Below are 16,879 nucleotides of genomic sequence, written 5' to 3'. Positions count from 1 at the left end.
TCTCTACTATCCCTTAGCTGAAAGTGTTGCCTCGACGACACGCATCGCCTCGACGGTTTCTTTGACATCATGCACTCTGACTATCTGCGCCCCCTGCATTGCGGCAATCACCGCACAGGCCACGCTGCCGATAACCCGCTGTTCGGGGGGGACATTCAATAGCTGCCCAATCATCGACTTACGCGACATCCCCACCAACAGTGGCAAGCCAAAGTGATGAAATTCCGCCAATCGGGCCAGAAGCTGATAATTATGCGCTAAATTCTTACCGAAACCGAAGCCTGGGTCGAGTAACAATTTCTGTTTTGTTATACCGGCTGCAATACAGCGGTCGATATGCTGCTGGAAAAACGCGTTAACGTCCGCCATCAGGTCATCGTAATGCGGTGCCTGTTGCATGGTACGCGGCTCACCTTGCATATGCATCAGGCAGACTGGCAGACCGCTTTCGGCGGCTGCCTGCAATGCCCCAGGCTCCTGCAGAGAGCGAACATCGTTGATCAGGTGCGCACCAGCTATAGCGGATTCGCGGATCACGCCAGCTTTTGAGGTATCCACCGAGATAAAAATCTCAAACCGCTGCGCCAAAGCCTCCACTACCGGCACGACACGCTCAATCTCTTCCTCTTCACTGACCTCGGCAGCGCCCGGACGCGTGGACTCGCCCCCCACATCGATCATCGTTGCACCCGCCGAAATCAGCGCGTGTGCATGCAGCAGAGCATCATTCAGCGAATTATGCCGCCCGCCGTCAGAGAAGGAGTCTGGGGTAACGTTGAGGATCCCCATCACCCGAGGATGGTTAAGATCGAGGATTTGGTCGCGCACGGTTAACTGCATGATTAATCTACCTTGGAGTCAATACTACTCTGTTGCCTGGAGTGGAGCCCGCCCCTCTCATCCAAGGAGAGGCAGCAATTTTCTGCCAGCAATAAAAAACCCCGGCTGGCCGGGGTTTTATTTTACGCTACAGCCGATGTTACTTGTCGAGCTGTTCAGACATGGTGTTGCCTGGGTTTGGCGTACGTGGCTCATCTACCGGCGTTGGTGCTTTTGGTGTGCCACCGTTGTCGGAGTTGTTACTTTTCGCCGCGTCGTCCCAACCTGCTGGCGGACGCACATCTTTACGGTTCATCAGGTCGTCGATCTGTGGTGCATCGATGGTTTCATATTTCATCAGTGCATCTTTCATCGAATGCAGGATGTCCATGTTTTCCATCAGCAACGCACGTGCGCGAATGTAGTTGCGCTCAATCAGGGATTTGACTTCCTGGTCGATGATACGTGCGGTTTCGTCCGACATATGTTTCGCCTTGGCCACGGAACGGCCCAGGAACACCTCGCCCTCTTCTTCCGCATACAGCAATGGCCCCAGCTTCTCGGAGAAGCCCCATTGGGTCACCATGTTGCGGGCAATCGAGGTAGCGACTTTAATGTCGTTCGATGCACCGGTAGAGACTTTTTCCGGCCCGTAAATAATTTCTTCTGCCAGACGGCCACCGTACAGGGTGGAGATTTGGCTTTCCAGCTTCTGACGGCTGGCGCTGATCGCATCCCCTTCCGGCAGGAAGAAGGTCACGCCGAGCGCACGGCCACGAGGAATAATCGTGACTTTATGCACCGGGTCATGCTCAGGAACCAGGCGGCCAATGATGGCGTGGCCCGCTTCGTGATAGGCGGTCGATTCTTTCTGCGCTTCCGTCATCACCATGGAGCGACGTTCCGCACCCATCATGATCTTGTCTTTGGCTTTTTCGAACTCCACCATCGACACCACGCGCTTGTTGCCACGTGCTGCGAACAGGGCCGCTTCGTTGACCAGGTTGGCCAAGTCCGCACCGGAGAAGCCCGGAGTACCACGTGCAAGCACAGAAGCATCAACATCTGGCGCCAACGGCACGCGACGGGAGTGCACCTTCAGGATTTGCTCACGGCCACGCACGTCTGGCAGCCCAACCACCACCTGGCGGTCGAAACGGCCTGGACGCAGTAACGCCGGGTCCAGTACGTCAGGACGGTTGGTTGCCGCGATGACGATAATGCCTTCGTTGCCTTCAAAGCCGTCCATCTCAACCAGCATCTGGTTCAGCGTTTGCTCACGCTCATCGTGACCGCCGCCCAGACCTGCGCCACGTTGGCGGCCTACGGCGTCGATTTCATCGATAAAGATGATGCACGGAGCCGCTTTCTTGGCCTGTTCGAACATGTCACGAACGCGGGATGCACCCACACCGACGAACATTTCGACGAAGTCAGAACCGGAAATAGTGAAGAACGGGACTTTCGCCTCACCGGCAATCGCTTTCGCCAGCAGGGTTTTACCGGTACCCGGAGGGCCGACCATCAGCACGCCTTTCGGGATCTTGCCGCCCAGCTTCTGGAAACGGCTCGGTTCGCGCAGGTAGTCTACCAGTTCACTCACTTCTTCTTTTGCTTCGTCACAGCCTGCGACATCGGCAAAAGTGGTTTTAATCTGGTCTTCCGTCAGCATACGGGCCTTGCTCTTGCCGAAGGACATCGCGCCCTTGCCGCCGCCGCCCTGCATTTGCCGCATAAAGAAGATCCAGACCCCAATCAGCAACAGCATCGGGAACCAGGAAATAAAGATGGAAGCCAGCAAACTTGGCTCTTCCGGCGGCTCACCAACAACTTTCACGTTTTTGGTTAACAACGTATCCAGTAACTTCGGATCGTTGACCGGGATGTAAGTGGTGTACTTGTTGCTGTCTTTACGGACAACGTTGATTTCACGCCCATTAATGCGCGCTTCACGGATCTGATCTTGGGTCAGTTCGGTCATGAAGGTAGAGTAATCTACCCTTCGGCCATTAGACTCGCTGGGCCCAAAGCTCTGGAATACCGACATCAACACGACCGCGATGACTAGCCAGAGAATTAGGTTTTTCGCCATGTCACTCAAGGGATTAACCTCATATTACAACTGTGTTAACAAACAGCGTTAGGGTACTACAGTTTCCGCCCTGTCGCTACAATGTACACTTCACGCGAACGTGCGCGAGAAGCGTCTGGCTTACGAATCTTAACCTTCGTAAACAGGGAGCGAATTTCCCGTAGGTACTCGTCAAAACCATCTCCCTGGAACACCTTCACCAGGAAACTACCGCCTGGTGCGAGAACATCACGACACATTTCCAGTGCTAATTCCACCAGATACATCGATTTTGGGATATCGACCGCCGGGGTGCCGCTCATATTCGGGGCCATGTCAGACATGACCACCTGAACCTTACTATCACCTACACGTTCCAACAGTGCTTTGAGGACCAGTTCATCACGAAAATCGCCCTGAAGGAAATCGACGCCAACGATGGGATCCATTGGCAAAATATCACAGGCAATGATACGCCCGTTACCACCAATCTGAGTTACCACATATTGCGACCAACCGCCCGGCGCAGCCCCCAAATCAACGACCGTCATACCCGGCTTGAACAGTTTGTCACTTTGCTGTATTTCATCAAGTTTAAACCAGGCGCGCGAGCGCAGCCCTTTTTTCTGCGCCTGCAGCACATATTTATCGCTAAAGTGTTCTTGGAGCCAGCGACTGGAACTGGCCGAACGCTTTTTATTTGCCATCGAGTATTCCAACTATCCTAAAAAGAGTCTCATGCCAGGTTCGCTTCTCACGTAGACTCAATTCGGTGCAGACCGATTTGGTGATACACATGAGATGGCGGTAGAATGTACCGTTTTCAATCCCAACTTAAGCAAAAAAGACAATGAATCTGAATAATAAACAAAAACAACACCTGAAAGGCCTGGCACATCCGTTAAAACCGGTGGTCATGCTGGGTAATAACGGTCTCACCGAAGGGGTGTTGGCTGAAATTGAGCTAGCTCTGGAGCATCACGAGCTGATCAAAGTAAAAATTGCAGCCGAAGATCGCGAAACCAAAACCCTGATCGCCGACGCTATTGTGCGTGAAACGGGTGCCTGCAATGTGCAAGTGATCGGCAGTACGCTTATTCTTTACCGCCCGTCGAAAGAGCGCAAGATCACTTTGCCGCGCTAATCCGCAATCTGTTTGCTGAGACGGTGCCATGTGCCGGGCTCAGATAAAAGGCCGCTTGCGGCCTTTTTCCTTTCTTTACAAAACCCTGCTGAACTTTTAACCAACCCGGGCGAAATTAAAGATATTCCACTTTCAGAATTTCGTATTCTACATCACCACCCGGGGTTTTGATGACAACAACATCATCTTGTTCTTTGCCGATCAGGCCACGAGCCATCGGCGAGTTGACGGAAATAAGATTTTTCTTAAAATCTGCTTCATCATCACCCACGATGCGATAAGTCACCTGATCTTCGCTATCCAGGTTCATCACCGAGACGGTGGCGCCAAAAATCACGCGGCCAGTCTGAGGCATTTTGGTGATGTCAATCACCTGCGCATTGGACAGTTTGGCCTCGATTTCCTGGATACGTCCTTCACAGAAACCCTGCTGTTCACGGGCAGCATGGTACTCGGCGTTTTCTTTCAGGTCACCGTGTTCGCGTGCGGTGGCGATGTCGGCAATGATTTTCGGGCGACGCACACCTTTCAAATATTCCAGTTCTTCACGCAGCTGTTCTGCGCCAAACAAGGTCATCGGGATCTGTTTCATCGTTAAATACCTCTAAATCTATCCTGTTCAAATATACCCGTGGTCCTGCAAGCTAACCGCAGCTCAACATCCCCAGGGCATTTGCGTCATCCTGACGTGTTCGTATGAAATTACGGCAGGCGTTGCGCCTTCCGTCTCCAGGCGATAAACAAAAGAAACCGAGCTCGGAGGTTTGCTCCAAGTCAGCGTCGATTTTGCATTTTGATACGCATTTTAGCCTAGAGTTCCTTAAGGGTCATCGTTTACTTTATCCCTTGATGCACCGTAGTATGACAGCACGTTATCCAGCTGTTACCCCGAGATTATGCGTTTTTCACGAATTGTCAGTGTATTGGCCTGCGCATTTGCTGTTAATGCCCATGCGGCCCCGGTTGAAGATTACACACAATATTTGCCTGATGGGGCAAACCTGGCCCTGATAGTTCAGAAGATTGGCGCGACCACGCCAACCATCGACTATCACTCACAGCAAATGGCACTCCCGGCCAGCACCCAGAAGGTGCTTACCGCGCTGGCGGCTTTGTTACAGCTCGGGCCGGATTATCGCTTCACCACGACACTGGAAAGTCAGGGCAACATCACGGATGGCGTGTTGCGTGGCAACCTTATCGCCCGTTTCAGCGGAGATCCCACCTTCAAGCGGCAGAATCTGCGCAATATGGTGGCGGAACTGAAAAAACAGGGAGTGCGCGAAATCAGCGGCGATGTGCTGGTCGATACCTCGGTATTTGCCAGCCATGACAAAGCGCCCGGCTGGCCCTGGAACGATATGACCCAATGTTTCAGCGCCCCGCCAGCGGCGGCGATTGTCGATCGCAACTGTTTCTCGGTTTCCCTTTACAGCGCCCCTAACCCCGGTGAGATGGCGTTTATTCGCGTGGCCTCATTCTACCCGGTCAATATGTTCAGCCAGGTGAGAACGCTGGCGAAAGGCTCTGCGGATGCACAATATTGTGAACTGGATGTGGTGCCGGGCGAATTGAACCGCTTTACACTGACCGGATGCCTGACCCAGCGCAGTGAACCACTGCCGTTGGCATTCGCCATTCAAGACGGAGCCAGCTATGCCGGTGCCATCCTGAAAGATGAACTGGTCAAGTCAGGGATCCAGATTGGCGGCCATTTGAAACGCCAAACCCAGCCAGGCATGACGGGAACGGTGATCGCCCAGACGCAGTCTGCACCGTTGCATGACCTGCTGAAAATCATGCTCAAGAAGTCGGACAACATGATTGCCGATACCGTGTTTCGCACCATCGGCCATGAACGCTTTGGCGTACCGGGCACCTGGCGCGCGGGAGCAGATGCAGTACGCCAGGTCCTGCGCCAGAAGGCCGGGGTAGATCTGGGTAACAGCATCGTGGTGGACGGCTCTGGCCTGTCGCGCCACAATCTGCTGGCACCCGCTACCATGATGCAGGCATTGCAATATATTGCTCAGCACGACAGCGAGCTTAACTTTATCTCAATGCTGCCGCTGTCCGGTCATGATGGCACGCTGCGCTATCGCGGTGGCCTGCACGAAGCCGGAGTTGACGGTAAGGTTTCTGCCAAAACCGGAGCACTGCAAGGGGTCTATAACCTGGCTGGCTTTATCACTACGGCCAGCGGCCAGCGCTTTGCCTTTGTCCAATATCTGTCGGGTTACGCCGTGCCACCAGAAGATCAGAAACAGCGCCGAGCGCCGTTGGTACGCTTCGAAAGCCGGTTGTATCGGGATATCTATCAGAACAATTGAGGCCCAAGGTCATGAAGCTACTGATTGTTGAGGATGATGAGTTATTGCAGCAAGGCGTGGCGTTGGCAATGTCCAACGTAGGCTATGCCTGTGATTGTGCGGCCAGTGCTGCGCAGGCCAATAGCCTGATCGTCACCAGCCAGTACAGCATGGTGATCCTCGACCTCGGCTTGCCAGATACTGACGGTGCCACCCTGCTGCGGCAGTGGCGCCGTCAGCAAATCGGCATCCCGGTATTGATCCTCACCGCACGCGACGCGTTGCAAGACCGTGTCGATGGCCTGGACGCCGGTGCCGACGACTATCTGGTCAAACCCTTTGCGCTGATTGAGCTGCAAGCCCGGGTACGGGCACTGCTCCGCCGCTATCAGGGCCACAGCGATAACCTGCTGCAACAGGACGATCTGACGCTCAATCTGTCCAGCCAGCAGGTGTATCTGCAACAGCAGGCGATAGACGTCACGCCGAAAGAGTTTGCCATTCTGTCGCGTCTGATGATGCGGGCCGGGCAAACCGTCAACCGTGAGTTGTTGCAACAGGATCTCTATACCTGGAACGACGATCTGGGCTCGAATACCCTTGAAGTGCATATGCACAACCTGCGCCGTAAATTGGGTAAAGATCGTATCCGCACCGTACGTGGCATCGGTTACCGTTTGGAGCCCGCATCTTGATCAGCATGCGCCGTCGTTTGCTGCTGATGTTGGCACTGATCCTGCTGGTCACCCAGCTTATCAGCGCGTTTTGGCTATGGCATGAAAGCCAGGAGCAGATCAGTTTCCTGGTGGATGAAACCCTATCGGCCAAAGTCCGCAACGAGCGGGTCGATACCGAGATTACCGAAGCGATCGCTTCCCTGCTCGCCCCTTCGCTGATCATGATGGTGGTGACCCTGCTGGCCTCCTTCTGGGCCATCAGCTGGATTATCCGGCCACTGAATCAACTGCAGGAAAAGCTGGAGAAACGTTCGGCAGATAATCTGACGCCGTTGCCGATAACCAGCGACAGTCTGGAGATGGTGGCGGTCACCAAGGCATTGAATCAGCTCTTGTCACGTCTTGACCATACCATCCAGCAGGAACGCCTGTTTACTGCCGATGCGGCCCACGAGTTACGCACGCCGCTGGCGGGGATCCGTCTGCATCTGGAACTGATGGAGCAACAAGGGGTCACGGGCAGTAAGCCACTGATCGGTCGCATTGACCAACTGATGCACGTGGTTGAGCAATTGCTGATGCTGTCACGCGCCGGGCAGGATTTTGCCAGTGGCCATTACCAGCAGTTTGACTGGGTGGCCAACGTTATCGAGCCATTGCAGGAAGAGTTGAATGAGTTAGCCGCTTTGCGCGGGCAAAAGATTGTCTGGCAACTGCCGGCCAGTGCCCCGATCCATGGTGATCCGGTGCTGCTGCGCCTGATGCTGCGTAATCTGGTTGAAAATGCGCACCGCTATGGCCCCAAGAAGAGTGTCATTCGAGTTCAGCTCACCTCAGAGAATAATGGGCAACGCTTACAGGTGCTCGACGAGGGACCGGGTATCAAACAAGAGATGGCTGGAGAGTTGACTCAGGCCTTCCGCCGGATGGACCAGCGTTATGGCGGTAGCGGGCTGGGATTGAATATCGTGATCCGTATCGTACAGCTGCATCGTGGCTGTCTACGCCTGGAAAACCGCACCGATGCCAGCGGCCTGGATGCACAGTGCTGGTTACCAGATAATATTTTGAATCACTAACGTCGCATCATCGATTGAGGTCTCAGCAACCTCAACAAACAACAAGGGCTCGGTTCACTGAACCGAGCCCTTACTTTATTACTATTACGCAGAATTACTTCTGGTAGATGATTTCGACGCCTTCGTCGTCATCTTCATCCCAGTCATCATCCCAATCGTCGTCCGCTTCGGCTTCCAGTTCAGCGATTTGCTCACGGTGGTAATCATCCCACATGAACTCAACTTTTTCTGGCGCGCTTTCTTCGATCGCCATGGCTTTAGGTTGCGTATTGATGAAGTTCATCACGTCCCAGCACAGCGCGTTAACGCCTTCGCGGTTCGCAGCGGAGATCATGTAGTACTTACCTTCCCAACCCATGCCTTCTACGATCGCCTTGGCGCGCTCGGCGGCCTCTTCCTCGTCCAGCAGGTCAACTTTGTTGAACACCAGCCAGCGTGGCTTGTGCGACAGATTCTCGCTGTACTGGTTGAGCTCGTTGATGATGACCTTGGCATTCTCTACCGGATCGGACTCGTCGATCGGAGCAATGTCCACCAGATGCAGCAACACGCGGCAGCGCTCCAGGTGTTTCAGGAAACGGATCCCCAGGCCAGCACCTTCATGTGCGCCTTCGATCAGGCCAGGAATGTCCGCCACCACGAAGCTTTGTTCATGGTCCATACGCACCACGCCCAGGCTCGGTACCAGCGTGGTGAACGGGTAGTCCGCCACTTTTGGCTTGGCGGCAGAAACCGCGCGAATGAAGGTCGACTTACCGGCGTTCGGCAGGCCCAACATGCCCACATCCGCCAGCAGCAGCAGCTCCAGCAGGATATCGCGCATCTCGCCCTTGGTACCCAGCGTTTTTTGGCGCGGAGCACGGTTTACCGAGGATTTGAAGCGGGTATTGCCCAGGCCGTGCCAACCGCCCTTCGCCACCATCAGACGCTGCTGATGACGGGTCATATCGCCGAGGATCTCACCGGTGCCCTGATCCTGCACACGGGTACCGACCGGCACTTTGATTTCGACGTCTTTACCGCGTTTACCGGTACAGTCACGGCTCTGACCATTCTGGCCACGTTCGGCACGGAAAGATTTTTCAAAGCGGTAATCGATCAGGGTATTCAGGTTTTCGTCTGCCACCAGGTAGACGTCACCGCCGTCACCGCCGTCACCGCCATCTGGCCCACCGTTCGGGATGTATTTTTCGCGGCGGAAGCTGACGCAACCATTACCGCCATCACCTGCCACGACCAGGATCGCTGCTTCATCTACAAACTTCATTTACCGTCTCCGTAACTCATTCACCGGGCCGCTTCAAAGAAGCAACCAGGTTGGTTTCTGCCCGTCGCGGCCACCAACGGTGACCAATTGCGGAAAACATGGCGCCTGCAACCACCACAAAAGCACCTATATAGCCAACGACATTCAATGCCGGGGCCATAAATACCTGTGGCCAGGCCAGCGCCAATAAATCTGAAAACAGCAGGGTAAACAGGGGAGTCAGCGTGATTAACGCACTCACCTGGGCCGCCTGCCAGCGCGCCATCGCTTCCGCCAGCGCACCATAACCAATCAGCGTGTTAGCACCACAGAACAGCAGGCAGGCTAATTGCCAGCCGCTGAGCTGGAAAATCACCGCTGGCTTCGCAAGCGGAAATAACGCGATCGCACATAAAGTGTACAACAATACCAGGATCTGCGGTGAGGCCAATCGACGCAGTAATACTTTCTGCGCCACGCCATAGGTCACCCAAACCATGGCCGCACACACGCCCAACAACACACCGAGCGTGTAGTCTGTGAACTGAGTGAAGATCTCGATCAGGCTGACGTTGAAAAACAGCATCAGCCCGCAGATCAGCATCAGAGCGCCAATCACCTGAGTGATACGCATCCTTTCTTTCAGGATCACTACGCTGGCGAACATCATGCCCACCGGCGAGAGTTGGCCGATAACCTGCGAGGCCGTCGGACTCAAATATTGCAGCGAAGAGCTGAAGAAGACAAAGTTGCCCAACAACCCGGCAGTAGCGATCGCCAGCAACAGCAACCAGCGGGGTTGACGGAACATTTTTACCGGGGGTAAACGCCCGCGCACTGCCAGGATCATCCCCAGGCCGATGGCGGCAATCGTAAAGCGATACCAGACGATGGTAAACGGCTCCATCACTTCCAGCACTTCTTTCATTGCGATAGGCAGCGCGCCCCAGCAAACCGCTGTGGTAACCGCCAGAAAAATACCAACACCAGCCTGCTGTTTTTTGTCCATCTTCTCACTGTCTGCGCGTTGTGCCACCAAGCACAAGCAAGCTATAAATGTAAAAAGCCCCGCAACGAATTGCGGGGCTTAACATCTATTTCGTAAGGCTCGAAAAATTATTCAGCTTCGATGCTGATAAATTTACGATTGCTCGGGCCTTTAACTTCGAATTTGACTTTACCGTCTTTCAAAGCAAACAGAGTGTGGTCTTTGCCGCAACCCACGTTGGTACCAGCGTGGAATTTGGTGCCGCGCTGACGAACGATGATGCTGCCTGCCAGTACTGCTTCGCCGCCAAAGCGTTTTACGCCCAGACGTTTAGCTTCTGAATCGCGACCGTTACGAGTCGAGCCGCCAGCCTTTTTGTGTGCCATTAATCCGCTCTCCTAACTTAAGCGCTGATGCCGGTGATTTTAACATCAGTGAACCACTGACGGTGACCTTGCTGCTTACGATAGTGCTTACGACGACGAAACTTAACAATCTTGATCTTTTCGCCACGACCGTGAGCAACCACTTCAGCTTTGATCTTACCGCCATCGACGAAAGGAACGCCGATTTTGATATCTTCGCCATTAGCGATCATCAGAATCTGGTCAAACTCAACCGCTTCACCAGTTGCGATGTCCAGCTTTTCCAAGCGAACGGTCTGACCTTCGCTTACTCGGTGTTGTTTACCACCACTTTGGAAAACCGCGTACATATAAAACTCCGCTTTCCGCGTGCCCAACTGTTCAGTACAGAGCGCGCTATAAATATTCACAATAGGGCGCGAATTCTACGCAATAATCCCGCATATGACAAGAGCAGATTAGGGCCAGAAGGTGAAAAAAGAAGAAAAAAAACACAGTTTCTCTCACAACGTTTATCTGGGCCGATTTTCAAGTACAATCAACAGGACAGTTACCGCCATGTACCGATGTGAGCAGCGTTCTCATCGCGGTCAACAGAAACACAGCTGAAAAAAATACAATGAACCTAGAACAAATTACTGAGTTAACCGCGCAAGATATGGCGGCCGTGAACGCAACAATTCTCGAACAGTTGAATTCCGATGTCACGCTCATCAATCAACTTGGCTATTACATTATCAGCGGTGGCGGTAAGCGCATTCGCCCAATGATCGCCGTTCTGGCGGCACGGGCCTTGCACTATCAAGGCGATAAACACATTGCCGTCGCTGCCCTGATAGAGTTCATTCATACCGCGACCCTGCTGCATGATGACGTGGTGGATGAGTCCGACATGCGTCGTGGCAAGGCGACCGCCAACGCGGCGTTTGGCAATGCCGCCAGCGTGTTGGTGGGCGATTTCATTTATACACGTGCTTTCCAGATGATGACCAGCCTGGAATCGCTGCGCGTGTTAGCAGTGATGTCCGAAGCGGTCAACGTGATCGCCGAAGGTGAAGTGCTGCAGTTGATGAACGTCAACGATCCGAACATCAGTGAAGAAAACTATATGCGGGTCATCTACAGCAAAACCGCTCGTCTGTTTGAGGCGGCGGCCCAGTCATCAGCCATCCTCTCCGAAGCCAAACCGGCCGAAGAGCAGGCGCTGCAAGACTATGGCCGCTATCTTGGCACGGCATTCCAACTGATCGACGATCTGCTGGACTACAGTGCAGACGGCGTGACCCTGGGTAAAAATACCGGCGATGACTTGAACGAGGGCAAGCCGACGCTGCCGTTGTTGCATGCGATGCATAATGGCAATGCCGAACAGTCTGCGATGATCCGTGGCGCGATTGAACAGGGGAATGGCCGCCATCTGCTGGAGCCGGTTCTGGCTACCATGCAGGAGTGTGGTTCACTCACCTATACACGTCAGCGCGCAGAAGAAGAAGCGGACAAGGCGATCGCCGCATTGCAGATTTTGCCCGACTCTCCTTATCGAACCGCACTGGAAGGATTAGCGCATCTGGCGGTTCAACGAGACTTTTAAGAAACTTAAGTTTCCAAATATTCAAATAGGCCTGCGTTGCGGGCCTATTTATTTGCCTTGCTAATGAGATCCAGTAGCCCCGCAGCCCCCTTCGCCGCCAGAAAAGTCAATAAAACCGCGTATTCGTCTGGTTTCATACCTGCCAGATAGCTCTGCAAACGTAGCCAGGGATCGCCATCACGGGCGACGGTATAAGCCGCCGGTTCCTCTGCGGCAAGGGGGTAGCTCTGGGGATACAACTCGTTTTGGGTCGAGAGGGGCAGGCTGCTGATATGATACTCCTTAGTCACCCCCTGCTTGCCAAAACGCCGCTGCCATCGCCAGTTTTTCTCACGTGCCCGCTTATTGATCCCTTGCGGGGAGTTGCCCAATTCCCCCTTCCCTTTCAGTTCGTTGGCGGTAAACCATTCCTTGTCCATTCCCCCTCCTTGATCTCGGCGTTGTCCCTAACTGACTTATCAGACCTTCCAGTTGCATGAACAACTAATGCCAATAAGCTAGTTATAACATTAACCAGGCCGTTGCCAATAACCAAAAAACTGGCGCAATACTCAAGAAATATTTACCAAACAAAGGAAGGGAAACACTGAAGCAACGCAGAAAGCAGCTTGGTGGGAGCCGCATATGGCTAATCGGGCGCGGTTCAATGCGGCCCCTTATGTAGCGCAGGTCAGTTAGGGAATGGCTCACTGCTTATTTTTTTCAGCAATCCAGGTCAGCAGGCTATCCATACCTTCACGCATCAAAAACGCCATCACTTTGCCACGCTCACTGTCTGAAAGGTGGTAATAGTATTCGATCCACACCGCCAGCGAGTCCTGACGCCCGGCCTCATAGACCGCAGGCTCTTCACGCAATACCAGCAGGTTTTTGACGCCGGTAGGCAAGCTGTCAAAATGGTATTCCAGCGCCTTGCCTTGAACGCCTTTGCGGCGACGGCTGAGCCAATTTTCGCGCCGGGCCATCAGATTGATTCCCTGTGTAGAGGACGGTAATCCTGCGATGCCTATCAACTCCTTGGCAGCAAACCACTCGTTTTTCATAGCCATGATCTCGGGACAATAGTGTGGCAAGACAAATTTTTCAGAAACCATAAGGTATTTTCTGGAAACTTGGTGGTATCCTAGTTTCTGAATAAACGCTTCACGTTGTTCAAACGATTAATACTTACCTGTTAGTTATACCACTAACAGAACTTTCTCTAATCAAAAAAGGAATGAAAATATGAATTCACGGGACCCAGATTGGCATCCAGCAGACGTCATCGCGGCTTTGAAGAAGAGAGGTACCACTCTGGCAGCGGTGTCACGAGAGGCAGGGCTAAGTTCTTCGACGTTGGCCAACGCGCTGTCACGTCCTTGGCCAAAGGGAGAATGGTTGATTGCTGACGCACTGAACGTGCATCCGGCAGAGATCTGGCCGAGCAGGTATTTTGATCCGCTTACCCATCATCTGCGAGATCGGAAAAGTCGAATCAAATCATGATAAACATAAGAAAGCCGCCGGATTCGGCCCGGCGGCTTATCAAAACATCACATACTGAGAGATCAGCTGTTGATAAACTTCTCGCCCAGTTCGATATCTTTGTGCAGTACGTCCAGCATTTCGCTCAGCGCTTTTTGCTCGAAGGCGCTCAGGGTACCGATGTCTTTACGCTCTTCGATACCGTTTTTACCCAATAGCAGTGGCTGTGCAAAGAAGCGGGCATATTTGCCATCCCCTTCAACATAGGCACATTCAACGACGCCTTTCTCACCGCTCAGCGCACGCACCAGAGACAGGCCAAAACGTGCAGCAGCCTGGCCCATAGACAGGGTTGCAGAACCGCCACCGGCTTTGGCTTCAACCACTTCGGTACCCGCATTCTGGATACGTTTGGTCAGATCAGCCACTTCCTGATCGCTAAAGCTTACGCCTGGGATCTGCGACAGCAAAGGCAAGATGGTCACGCCTGAGTGGCCGCCAATCACCGGTACGTTCAGTTCTTCCGGTTGTTTGCCTTTCAGTTCCGCAACGAAGGTGTTGGAACGGATGATATCCAGCGATGTGATACCAAACAGTTTGTTTTTGTCGTACACACCCGCTTTCTTCAACACTTCTGCCGCAATGGCCACCGTGGTATTCACCGGGTTGGTGATGATACCGATGCAGGCTTTCGGGCAGGTTTTGGCCACTTGCTCGATCAGGTTGCGTACGATGCCAGCGTTAACGTTGAACAGATCGGAACGATCCATCCCTGGTTTACGCGCAACGCCAGCAGAAATCAGCACCACGTCCGCACCATGCAGCGCAGGGGTCGCATCTTCGCCACTGAAGCCTTTGATTTTAACTGCGGTTGGGATGTGGCTTAAGTCAACGGCAACGCCTGGGGTAACAGGGGCAATGTCGTAGAGGGAGAGTTCAGAACCTGAAGGAAGCTGGGTCTTGAGTAGAAGGGCGAGGGCCTGGCCAATACCGCCAGCAGCACCGAGAACTGCAACTTTCATCCTATACTCCTTTATTGTCTTAAATATAAAAGCGCCGTGAATTCTTTGGTCACGGACCTTAATTTATCACGCCTTTAAAAACAACCTCTTAACAGTCGGTTTTAGATCTGACGCAATAAAATGGCCGATGTTGCGAGCATTTTAAAGTAAATAGCTTATGCATTAAGGGCATAGCGCACACTAATCGAAAATAGTGCCAAGCTTTTCACGATCACGTTAACCGGCGGTTACATTACACCCTTACGTAACATCAGAACAACATCATTTTAATAACATTTTCGTTACCGGAGAGCTGGCTCGCTTCCCGCACCAAAAGGGCATATTCATGAGCAACGGATTTTGTTAAAATTGCGCTCTTGCCTTTCTGTCTGGGCATTTTTAATTTTCCAGACAGCCCCACATTGCATAAAAATGCATTTATATGCATAATAATCAGCTCTATTACCAACATTCCACGGTGCAAAATGCGTAATCCCGCAAAGCAGGAAGATCTGATCAAGGCGTTTAAAGCGTTATTGAAAGAAGAAAAATTCAGTTCTCAAGGCGAGATCGTTTTGGCGCTGCAAGAAGAAGGCTTCGAGAACATTAACCAGTCCAAGGTATCACGCATGCTGACCAAGTTCGGGGCGGTGCGCACGCGTAATGCAAAGATGGAGATGGTGTACTGCCTCCCGGCCGAACTCGGTGTCCCAACCACCACCAGCCCGCTCAAGAATCTGGTGCTGGACGTGGACCATAACGACGCGGTGGTGGTGATCCATACCAGCCCTGGTGCGGCGCAGCTGATTGCCCGCCTGTTGGACTCGCTGGGCAAATCCGAAGGGATCCTGGGCACCATTGCCGGTGACGACACTATTTTTGTCACTCCGGCCAGCTCCTTTACCGCACGCCAACTGTTTGAAGCCATTCTCTCCTTGTTCGAACAGGAACTTTGATGCATTCAGTACCGCCTGCGGCTTTCTGTCACGGGCGGTGCATCCTTTATTAATTAACCCTTCATTTACTTCTTCTGCGCTGCCTACCACGTTTAAAACTGCTAATAAGCCGACCGACAGCACATTTCAAAGACATTTCTGGGTGACTGGTGATAGTGACTGGAAGTTTCCGCACTTTTAGTCAAAAACACTTAGCTCATTGAAATTACAAAAATTTAACATCAAAAGCGCATTTTATCGCCGTTTTTTATTCCATAAGGTTATTAAAAGTAACGCCCACCCCAATAAAGTTTCACTAGAAACTGTTAGTCAGCTATTAATATTTGCCGTTACTAGATGTATACTCATTTCCGTGACGTAAATCACAGTTCATTGGAACTGATAAAAGAATACGAAGAGGATAAATCATGAAAATTAAAGCTACCGTAGCAACAATCAGCCTGCTGTCCATGCTGTCTTTCGGCGCATTTGCAGCACAATCCATCGATGCTTCCCAGGCTGAAAAACTGCAGTCTGCCGGTACCATCACCGTAAGCGGCGTCGGTGCAGCTCCTTCTGATATCCGTCAGGCACTGTCTGCTAAAGCCGATGCCCAAGGCGCGACCGCTTACCGCGTGATCGAAGCTCGTAACGAAGGCAACTACCACGCTACCGCCGAGATTTACAAATAAGTACAAGATATTATTTGAGCATTGCACGACAACTCTCTGGTAAAAACCCAAGTAGATAACCGCCTTCAAGTATAAAAAACGCTGTAAAGCCCTTCCAGGCCGTTATCTCTGAACGATTAAGGATCCAAGTATCATGAACATGAAAACGACTCTCGTTGCACTTAGCCTGCTGTCTGCCGTTTCTTTCGGTGCTTCTGCGGCTAACCTGGTCACTGATGCCCAAGCCAGCAATCTGCAGTCTGTCGGCACCATTACCGCTAGCGGCGTGGGTGGCGCACCTTCTGATATCCGTCAGGCGCTGTCTGATAAAGCGGACCAGCAAGGGGCCAAAGCCTACCGAGTGATCGAAGCCTATGAAAATGGCAACTGGCACGCAACGGCTGAAATCTACAAGTAAAAAACCGAGGTCGCGCTTACTGAACTGACTACCCTCGTCACTGCCACTGCCGAGTTCTCAGGTAAACGTTATATCCTCGGAAATTGTCGTCGTCCTATCCG

Annotated in this window: 21 protein-coding genes; 9 read left to right on the top strand and 12 right to left on the bottom strand. The window is 52.7% G+C overall.

The window, feature by feature from the left end; translation table 11 throughout:
- Positions 1 to 6: 6 nt before the first annotated feature.
- The 3 genes from folP to rlmE all read right to left on the bottom strand — a co-directional run bounded on the left by folP (position 7) and on the right by rlmE (position 3,597).
- On the bottom strand, positions 7 to 840 hold the full coding sequence (gene folP, locus ABIE29_RS00665; protein ID WP_429616268.1) for a dihydropteroate synthase: 834 nt from the start codon (positions 838 to 840) through the stop codon (positions 7 to 9).
- A 139-nt stretch (positions 841 to 979) separates the two neighbouring features.
- Positions 980 to 2,911 carry an ATP-dependent zinc metalloprotease FtsH gene (gene ftsH, locus ABIE29_RS00660; RefSeq protein ID WP_429616267.1) on the bottom strand — a complete coding sequence of 644 codons (1,932 nt, stop codon included), beginning with the start codon at positions 2,909 to 2,911 and terminating at the stop codon, positions 980 to 982.
- A gap of 56 nt (positions 2,912 to 2,967) precedes the next feature.
- Positions 2,968 to 3,597: a 23S rRNA (uridine(2552)-2'-O)-methyltransferase RlmE gene (gene rlmE, locus ABIE29_RS00655; RefSeq protein WP_021179046.1), complete on the bottom strand. Its 630-nt coding sequence runs from the start codon at positions 3,595 to 3,597 to the stop codon at positions 2,968 to 2,970.
- Between the two features lie 143 nt (positions 3,598 to 3,740).
- Between rlmE and yhbY the strand changes: the two genes are divergently transcribed.
- The gene (gene yhbY, locus ABIE29_RS00650; protein WP_021807520.1) at positions 3,741 to 4,034 is read left to right on the top strand and encodes a ribosome assembly RNA-binding protein YhbY; all 294 of its coding nucleotides are present in this window, start codon (positions 3,741 to 3,743) and stop codon (positions 4,032 to 4,034) included.
- 115 nt (positions 4,035 to 4,149) lie between these two features.
- Here yhbY and greA read toward each other — a convergent pair whose 3' ends face one another.
- Positions 4,150 to 4,626, bottom strand: a complete 477-nt coding sequence (gene greA, locus ABIE29_RS00645; RefSeq protein ID WP_021179044.1) for a transcription elongation factor GreA — start codon at positions 4,624 to 4,626, stop codon at positions 4,150 to 4,152.
- Between the two features lie 304 nt (positions 4,627 to 4,930).
- Here greA and dacB point away from each other — a divergent pair, with 304 nt between their 5' ends.
- Genes dacB through pmrB form a run of 3 tightly spaced genes read left to right on the top strand, consistent with a single transcriptional unit; the run spans position 4,931 to position 8,099 of the window.
- Positions 4,931 to 6,364: a serine-type D-Ala-D-Ala carboxypeptidase gene (gene dacB, locus ABIE29_RS00640; protein ID WP_429616266.1), complete on the top strand. Its 1,434-nt coding sequence runs from the start codon at positions 4,931 to 4,933 to the stop codon at positions 6,362 to 6,364.
- Positions 6,365 to 6,375: 11 nt separating this feature from the next.
- Positions 6,376 to 7,038: a two-component system response regulator PmrA gene (gene pmrA, locus ABIE29_RS00635; protein ID WP_429616265.1), complete on the top strand. Its 663-nt coding sequence runs from the start codon at positions 6,376 to 6,378 to the stop codon at positions 7,036 to 7,038.
- On the top strand, positions 7,035 to 8,099 hold the full coding sequence (gene pmrB, locus ABIE29_RS00630) for a two-component system sensor histidine kinase PmrB (RefSeq protein ID WP_429616263.1): 1,065 nt from the start codon (positions 7,035 to 7,037) through the stop codon (positions 8,097 to 8,099). Before pmrA ends, pmrB begins: the two co-directional genes overlap by 4 nt.
- A gap of 94 nt (positions 8,100 to 8,193) precedes the next feature.
- Here the strand turns inward: pmrB and cgtA are convergent, their stop codons facing one another.
- From cgtA to rplU, 4 genes are all read right to left on the bottom strand, one after another.
- Positions 8,194 to 9,366 carry an Obg family GTPase CgtA gene (gene cgtA / locus ABIE29_RS00625; RefSeq protein ID WP_429616261.1) on the bottom strand — a complete coding sequence of 391 codons (1,173 nt, stop codon included), beginning with the start codon at positions 9,364 to 9,366 and terminating at the stop codon, positions 8,194 to 8,196.
- A gap of 16 nt (positions 9,367 to 9,382) precedes the next feature.
- Positions 9,383 to 10,354 (bottom strand): DMT family transporter, encoded by a 972-nt coding sequence (locus ABIE29_RS00620; protein ID WP_429616721.1) that lies wholly within the window; start codon positions 10,352 to 10,354, stop codon positions 9,383 to 9,385.
- 107 nt (positions 10,355 to 10,461) lie between these two features.
- Positions 10,462 to 10,719 carry a 50S ribosomal protein L27 gene (rpmA, locus tag ABIE29_RS00615; RefSeq protein WP_004933559.1) on the bottom strand — a complete coding sequence of 86 codons (258 nt, stop codon included), beginning with the start codon at positions 10,717 to 10,719 and terminating at the stop codon, positions 10,462 to 10,464.
- 17 nt (positions 10,720 to 10,736) lie between these two features.
- Complete coding sequence (gene rplU, locus ABIE29_RS00610) at positions 10,737 to 11,048, bottom strand: 50S ribosomal protein L21 (RefSeq protein ID WP_004955927.1); 312 nt, start codon at positions 11,046 to 11,048, stop codon at positions 10,737 to 10,739.
- 269 nt (positions 11,049 to 11,317) lie between these two features.
- Between rplU and ispB the strand changes: the two genes are divergently transcribed.
- Positions 11,318 to 12,289 carry an octaprenyl diphosphate synthase gene (gene ispB / locus ABIE29_RS00605; RefSeq protein ID WP_429616259.1) on the top strand — a complete coding sequence of 324 codons (972 nt, stop codon included), beginning with the start codon at positions 11,318 to 11,320 and terminating at the stop codon, positions 12,287 to 12,289.
- A 44-nt stretch (positions 12,290 to 12,333) separates the two neighbouring features.
- Here ispB and ABIE29_RS00600 read toward each other — a convergent pair whose 3' ends face one another.
- Together ABIE29_RS00600 and ABIE29_RS00595 are read right to left on the bottom strand one after the other, a co-directional pair.
- Complete coding sequence (locus ABIE29_RS00600) at positions 12,334 to 12,708, bottom strand: DNA-binding protein (RefSeq protein WP_429616258.1); 375 nt, start codon at positions 12,706 to 12,708, stop codon at positions 12,334 to 12,336.
- A 267-nt stretch (positions 12,709 to 12,975) separates the two neighbouring features.
- Positions 12,976 to 13,332 carry a DNA-binding protein gene (locus ABIE29_RS00595; RefSeq protein ID WP_429616720.1) on the bottom strand — a complete coding sequence of 119 codons (357 nt, stop codon included), beginning with the start codon at positions 13,330 to 13,332 and terminating at the stop codon, positions 12,976 to 12,978.
- 181 nt (positions 13,333 to 13,513) lie between these two features.
- On the opposite strand from ABIE29_RS00595, the gene ABIE29_RS00590 reads away from it, so the two are divergent.
- Positions 13,514 to 13,774: a helix-turn-helix domain-containing protein gene (locus ABIE29_RS00590; protein ID WP_429616257.1), complete on the top strand. Its 261-nt coding sequence runs from the start codon at positions 13,514 to 13,516 to the stop codon at positions 13,772 to 13,774.
- Between the two features lie 62 nt (positions 13,775 to 13,836).
- Here ABIE29_RS00590 and mdh read toward each other — a convergent pair whose 3' ends face one another.
- Entirely contained in the window at positions 13,837 to 14,775 is a 939-nt protein-coding gene (gene mdh, locus ABIE29_RS00585; protein WP_429616256.1) for a malate dehydrogenase, read from the bottom strand.
- Between the two features lie 250 nt (positions 14,776 to 15,025).
- On the bottom strand, positions 15,026 to 15,202 hold the full coding sequence (locus ABIE29_RS00580) for a hypothetical protein (RefSeq protein ID WP_429616255.1): 177 nt from the start codon (positions 15,200 to 15,202) through the stop codon (positions 15,026 to 15,028).
- Positions 15,203 to 15,239: 37 nt separating this feature from the next.
- Between ABIE29_RS00580 and argR the strand changes: the two genes are divergently transcribed.
- From argR to yhcN (ABIE29_RS00565), 3 genes are all read left to right on the top strand, one after another.
- Positions 15,240 to 15,710, top strand: a complete 471-nt coding sequence (gene argR / locus ABIE29_RS00575) for a transcriptional regulator ArgR (protein ID WP_021179033.1) — start codon at positions 15,240 to 15,242, stop codon at positions 15,708 to 15,710.
- Between the two features lie 407 nt (positions 15,711 to 16,117).
- Positions 16,118 to 16,381 carry a peroxide/acid stress response protein YhcN gene (gene yhcN, locus ABIE29_RS00570; RefSeq protein WP_429616253.1) on the top strand — a complete coding sequence of 88 codons (264 nt, stop codon included), beginning with the start codon at positions 16,118 to 16,120 and terminating at the stop codon, positions 16,379 to 16,381.
- A gap of 133 nt (positions 16,382 to 16,514) precedes the next feature.
- Positions 16,515 to 16,778 carry a peroxide/acid stress response protein YhcN gene (gene yhcN, locus ABIE29_RS00565; protein ID WP_021179031.1) on the top strand — a complete coding sequence of 88 codons (264 nt, stop codon included), beginning with the start codon at positions 16,515 to 16,517 and terminating at the stop codon, positions 16,776 to 16,778.
- The last annotated feature ends 101 nt before the right edge of the window (positions 16,779 to 16,879 follow it).

The organism is Serratia sp. 2723 (assembly GCF_050434425.1).
In the GTDB taxonomy this organism is placed as follows: domain Bacteria; phylum Pseudomonadota; class Gammaproteobacteria; order Enterobacterales; family Enterobacteriaceae; genus Chania.
This window is presented reverse-complemented; position numbering and strand designations above follow the sequence as displayed.

Bases quoted from the DNA above. Each gene is read 5' to 3' on its own strand.
- folP (WP_429616268.1), bottom strand. From the start codon at position 840: ATGCAGTTAACCGTGCGCGACCAAATCCTCGATCTTAACCATCCTCGG.
- ftsH (WP_429616267.1), bottom strand. From the start codon at position 2,911: ATGGCGAAAAACCTAATTCTCTGGCTAGTCATCGCGGTCGTGTTGATG.
- rlmE (WP_021179046.1), bottom strand. From the start codon at position 3,597: ATGGCAAATAAAAAGCGTTCGGCCAGTTCCAGTCGCTGGCTCCAAGAA.
- yhbY (WP_021807520.1), top strand. From the start codon at position 3,741: ATGAATCTGAATAATAAACAAAAACAACACCTGAAAGGCCTGGCACAT.
- greA (WP_021179044.1), bottom strand. From the start codon at position 4,626: ATGAAACAGATCCCGATGACCTTGTTTGGCGCAGAACAGCTGCGTGAA.
- dacB (WP_429616266.1), top strand. From the start codon at position 4,931: ATGCGTTTTTCACGAATTGTCAGTGTATTGGCCTGCGCATTTGCTGTT.
- pmrA (WP_429616265.1), top strand. From the start codon at position 6,376: ATGAAGCTACTGATTGTTGAGGATGATGAGTTATTGCAGCAAGGCGTG.
- cgtA (WP_429616261.1), bottom strand. From the start codon at position 9,366: ATGAAGTTTGTAGATGAAGCAGCGATCCTGGTCGTGGCAGGTGATGGC.
- ABIE29_RS00620 (WP_429616721.1), bottom strand. From the start codon at position 10,354: ATGGACAAAAAACAGCAGGCTGGTGTTGGTATTTTTCTGGCGGTTACC.
- rpmA (WP_004933559.1), bottom strand. From the start codon at position 10,719: ATGGCACACAAAAAGGCTGGCGGCTCGACTCGTAACGGTCGCGATTCA.
- rplU (WP_004955927.1), bottom strand. From the start codon at position 11,048: ATGTACGCGGTTTTCCAAAGTGGTGGTAAACAACACCGAGTAAGCGAA.
- ispB (WP_429616259.1), top strand. From the start codon at position 11,318: ATGAACCTAGAACAAATTACTGAGTTAACCGCGCAAGATATGGCGGCC.
- ABIE29_RS00600 (WP_429616258.1), bottom strand. From the start codon at position 12,708: ATGGACAAGGAATGGTTTACCGCCAACGAACTGAAAGGGAAGGGGGAA.
- ABIE29_RS00595 (WP_429616720.1), bottom strand. From the start codon at position 13,332: ATGAAAAACGAGTGGTTTGCTGCCAAGGAGTTGATAGGCATCGCAGGA.
- ABIE29_RS00590 (WP_429616257.1), top strand. From the start codon at position 13,514: ATGAATTCACGGGACCCAGATTGGCATCCAGCAGACGTCATCGCGGCT.
- mdh (WP_429616256.1), bottom strand. From the start codon at position 14,775: ATGAAAGTTGCAGTTCTCGGTGCTGCTGGCGGTATTGGCCAGGCCCTC.
- ABIE29_RS00580 (WP_429616255.1), bottom strand. From the start codon at position 15,202: ATGCATATAAATGCATTTTTATGCAATGTGGGGCTGTCTGGAAAATTA.
- argR (WP_021179033.1), top strand. From the start codon at position 15,240: ATGCGTAATCCCGCAAAGCAGGAAGATCTGATCAAGGCGTTTAAAGCG.
- yhcN (WP_429616253.1), top strand. From the start codon at position 16,118: ATGAAAATTAAAGCTACCGTAGCAACAATCAGCCTGCTGTCCATGCTG.
- yhcN (WP_021179031.1), top strand. From the start codon at position 16,515: ATGAACATGAAAACGACTCTCGTTGCACTTAGCCTGCTGTCTGCCGTT.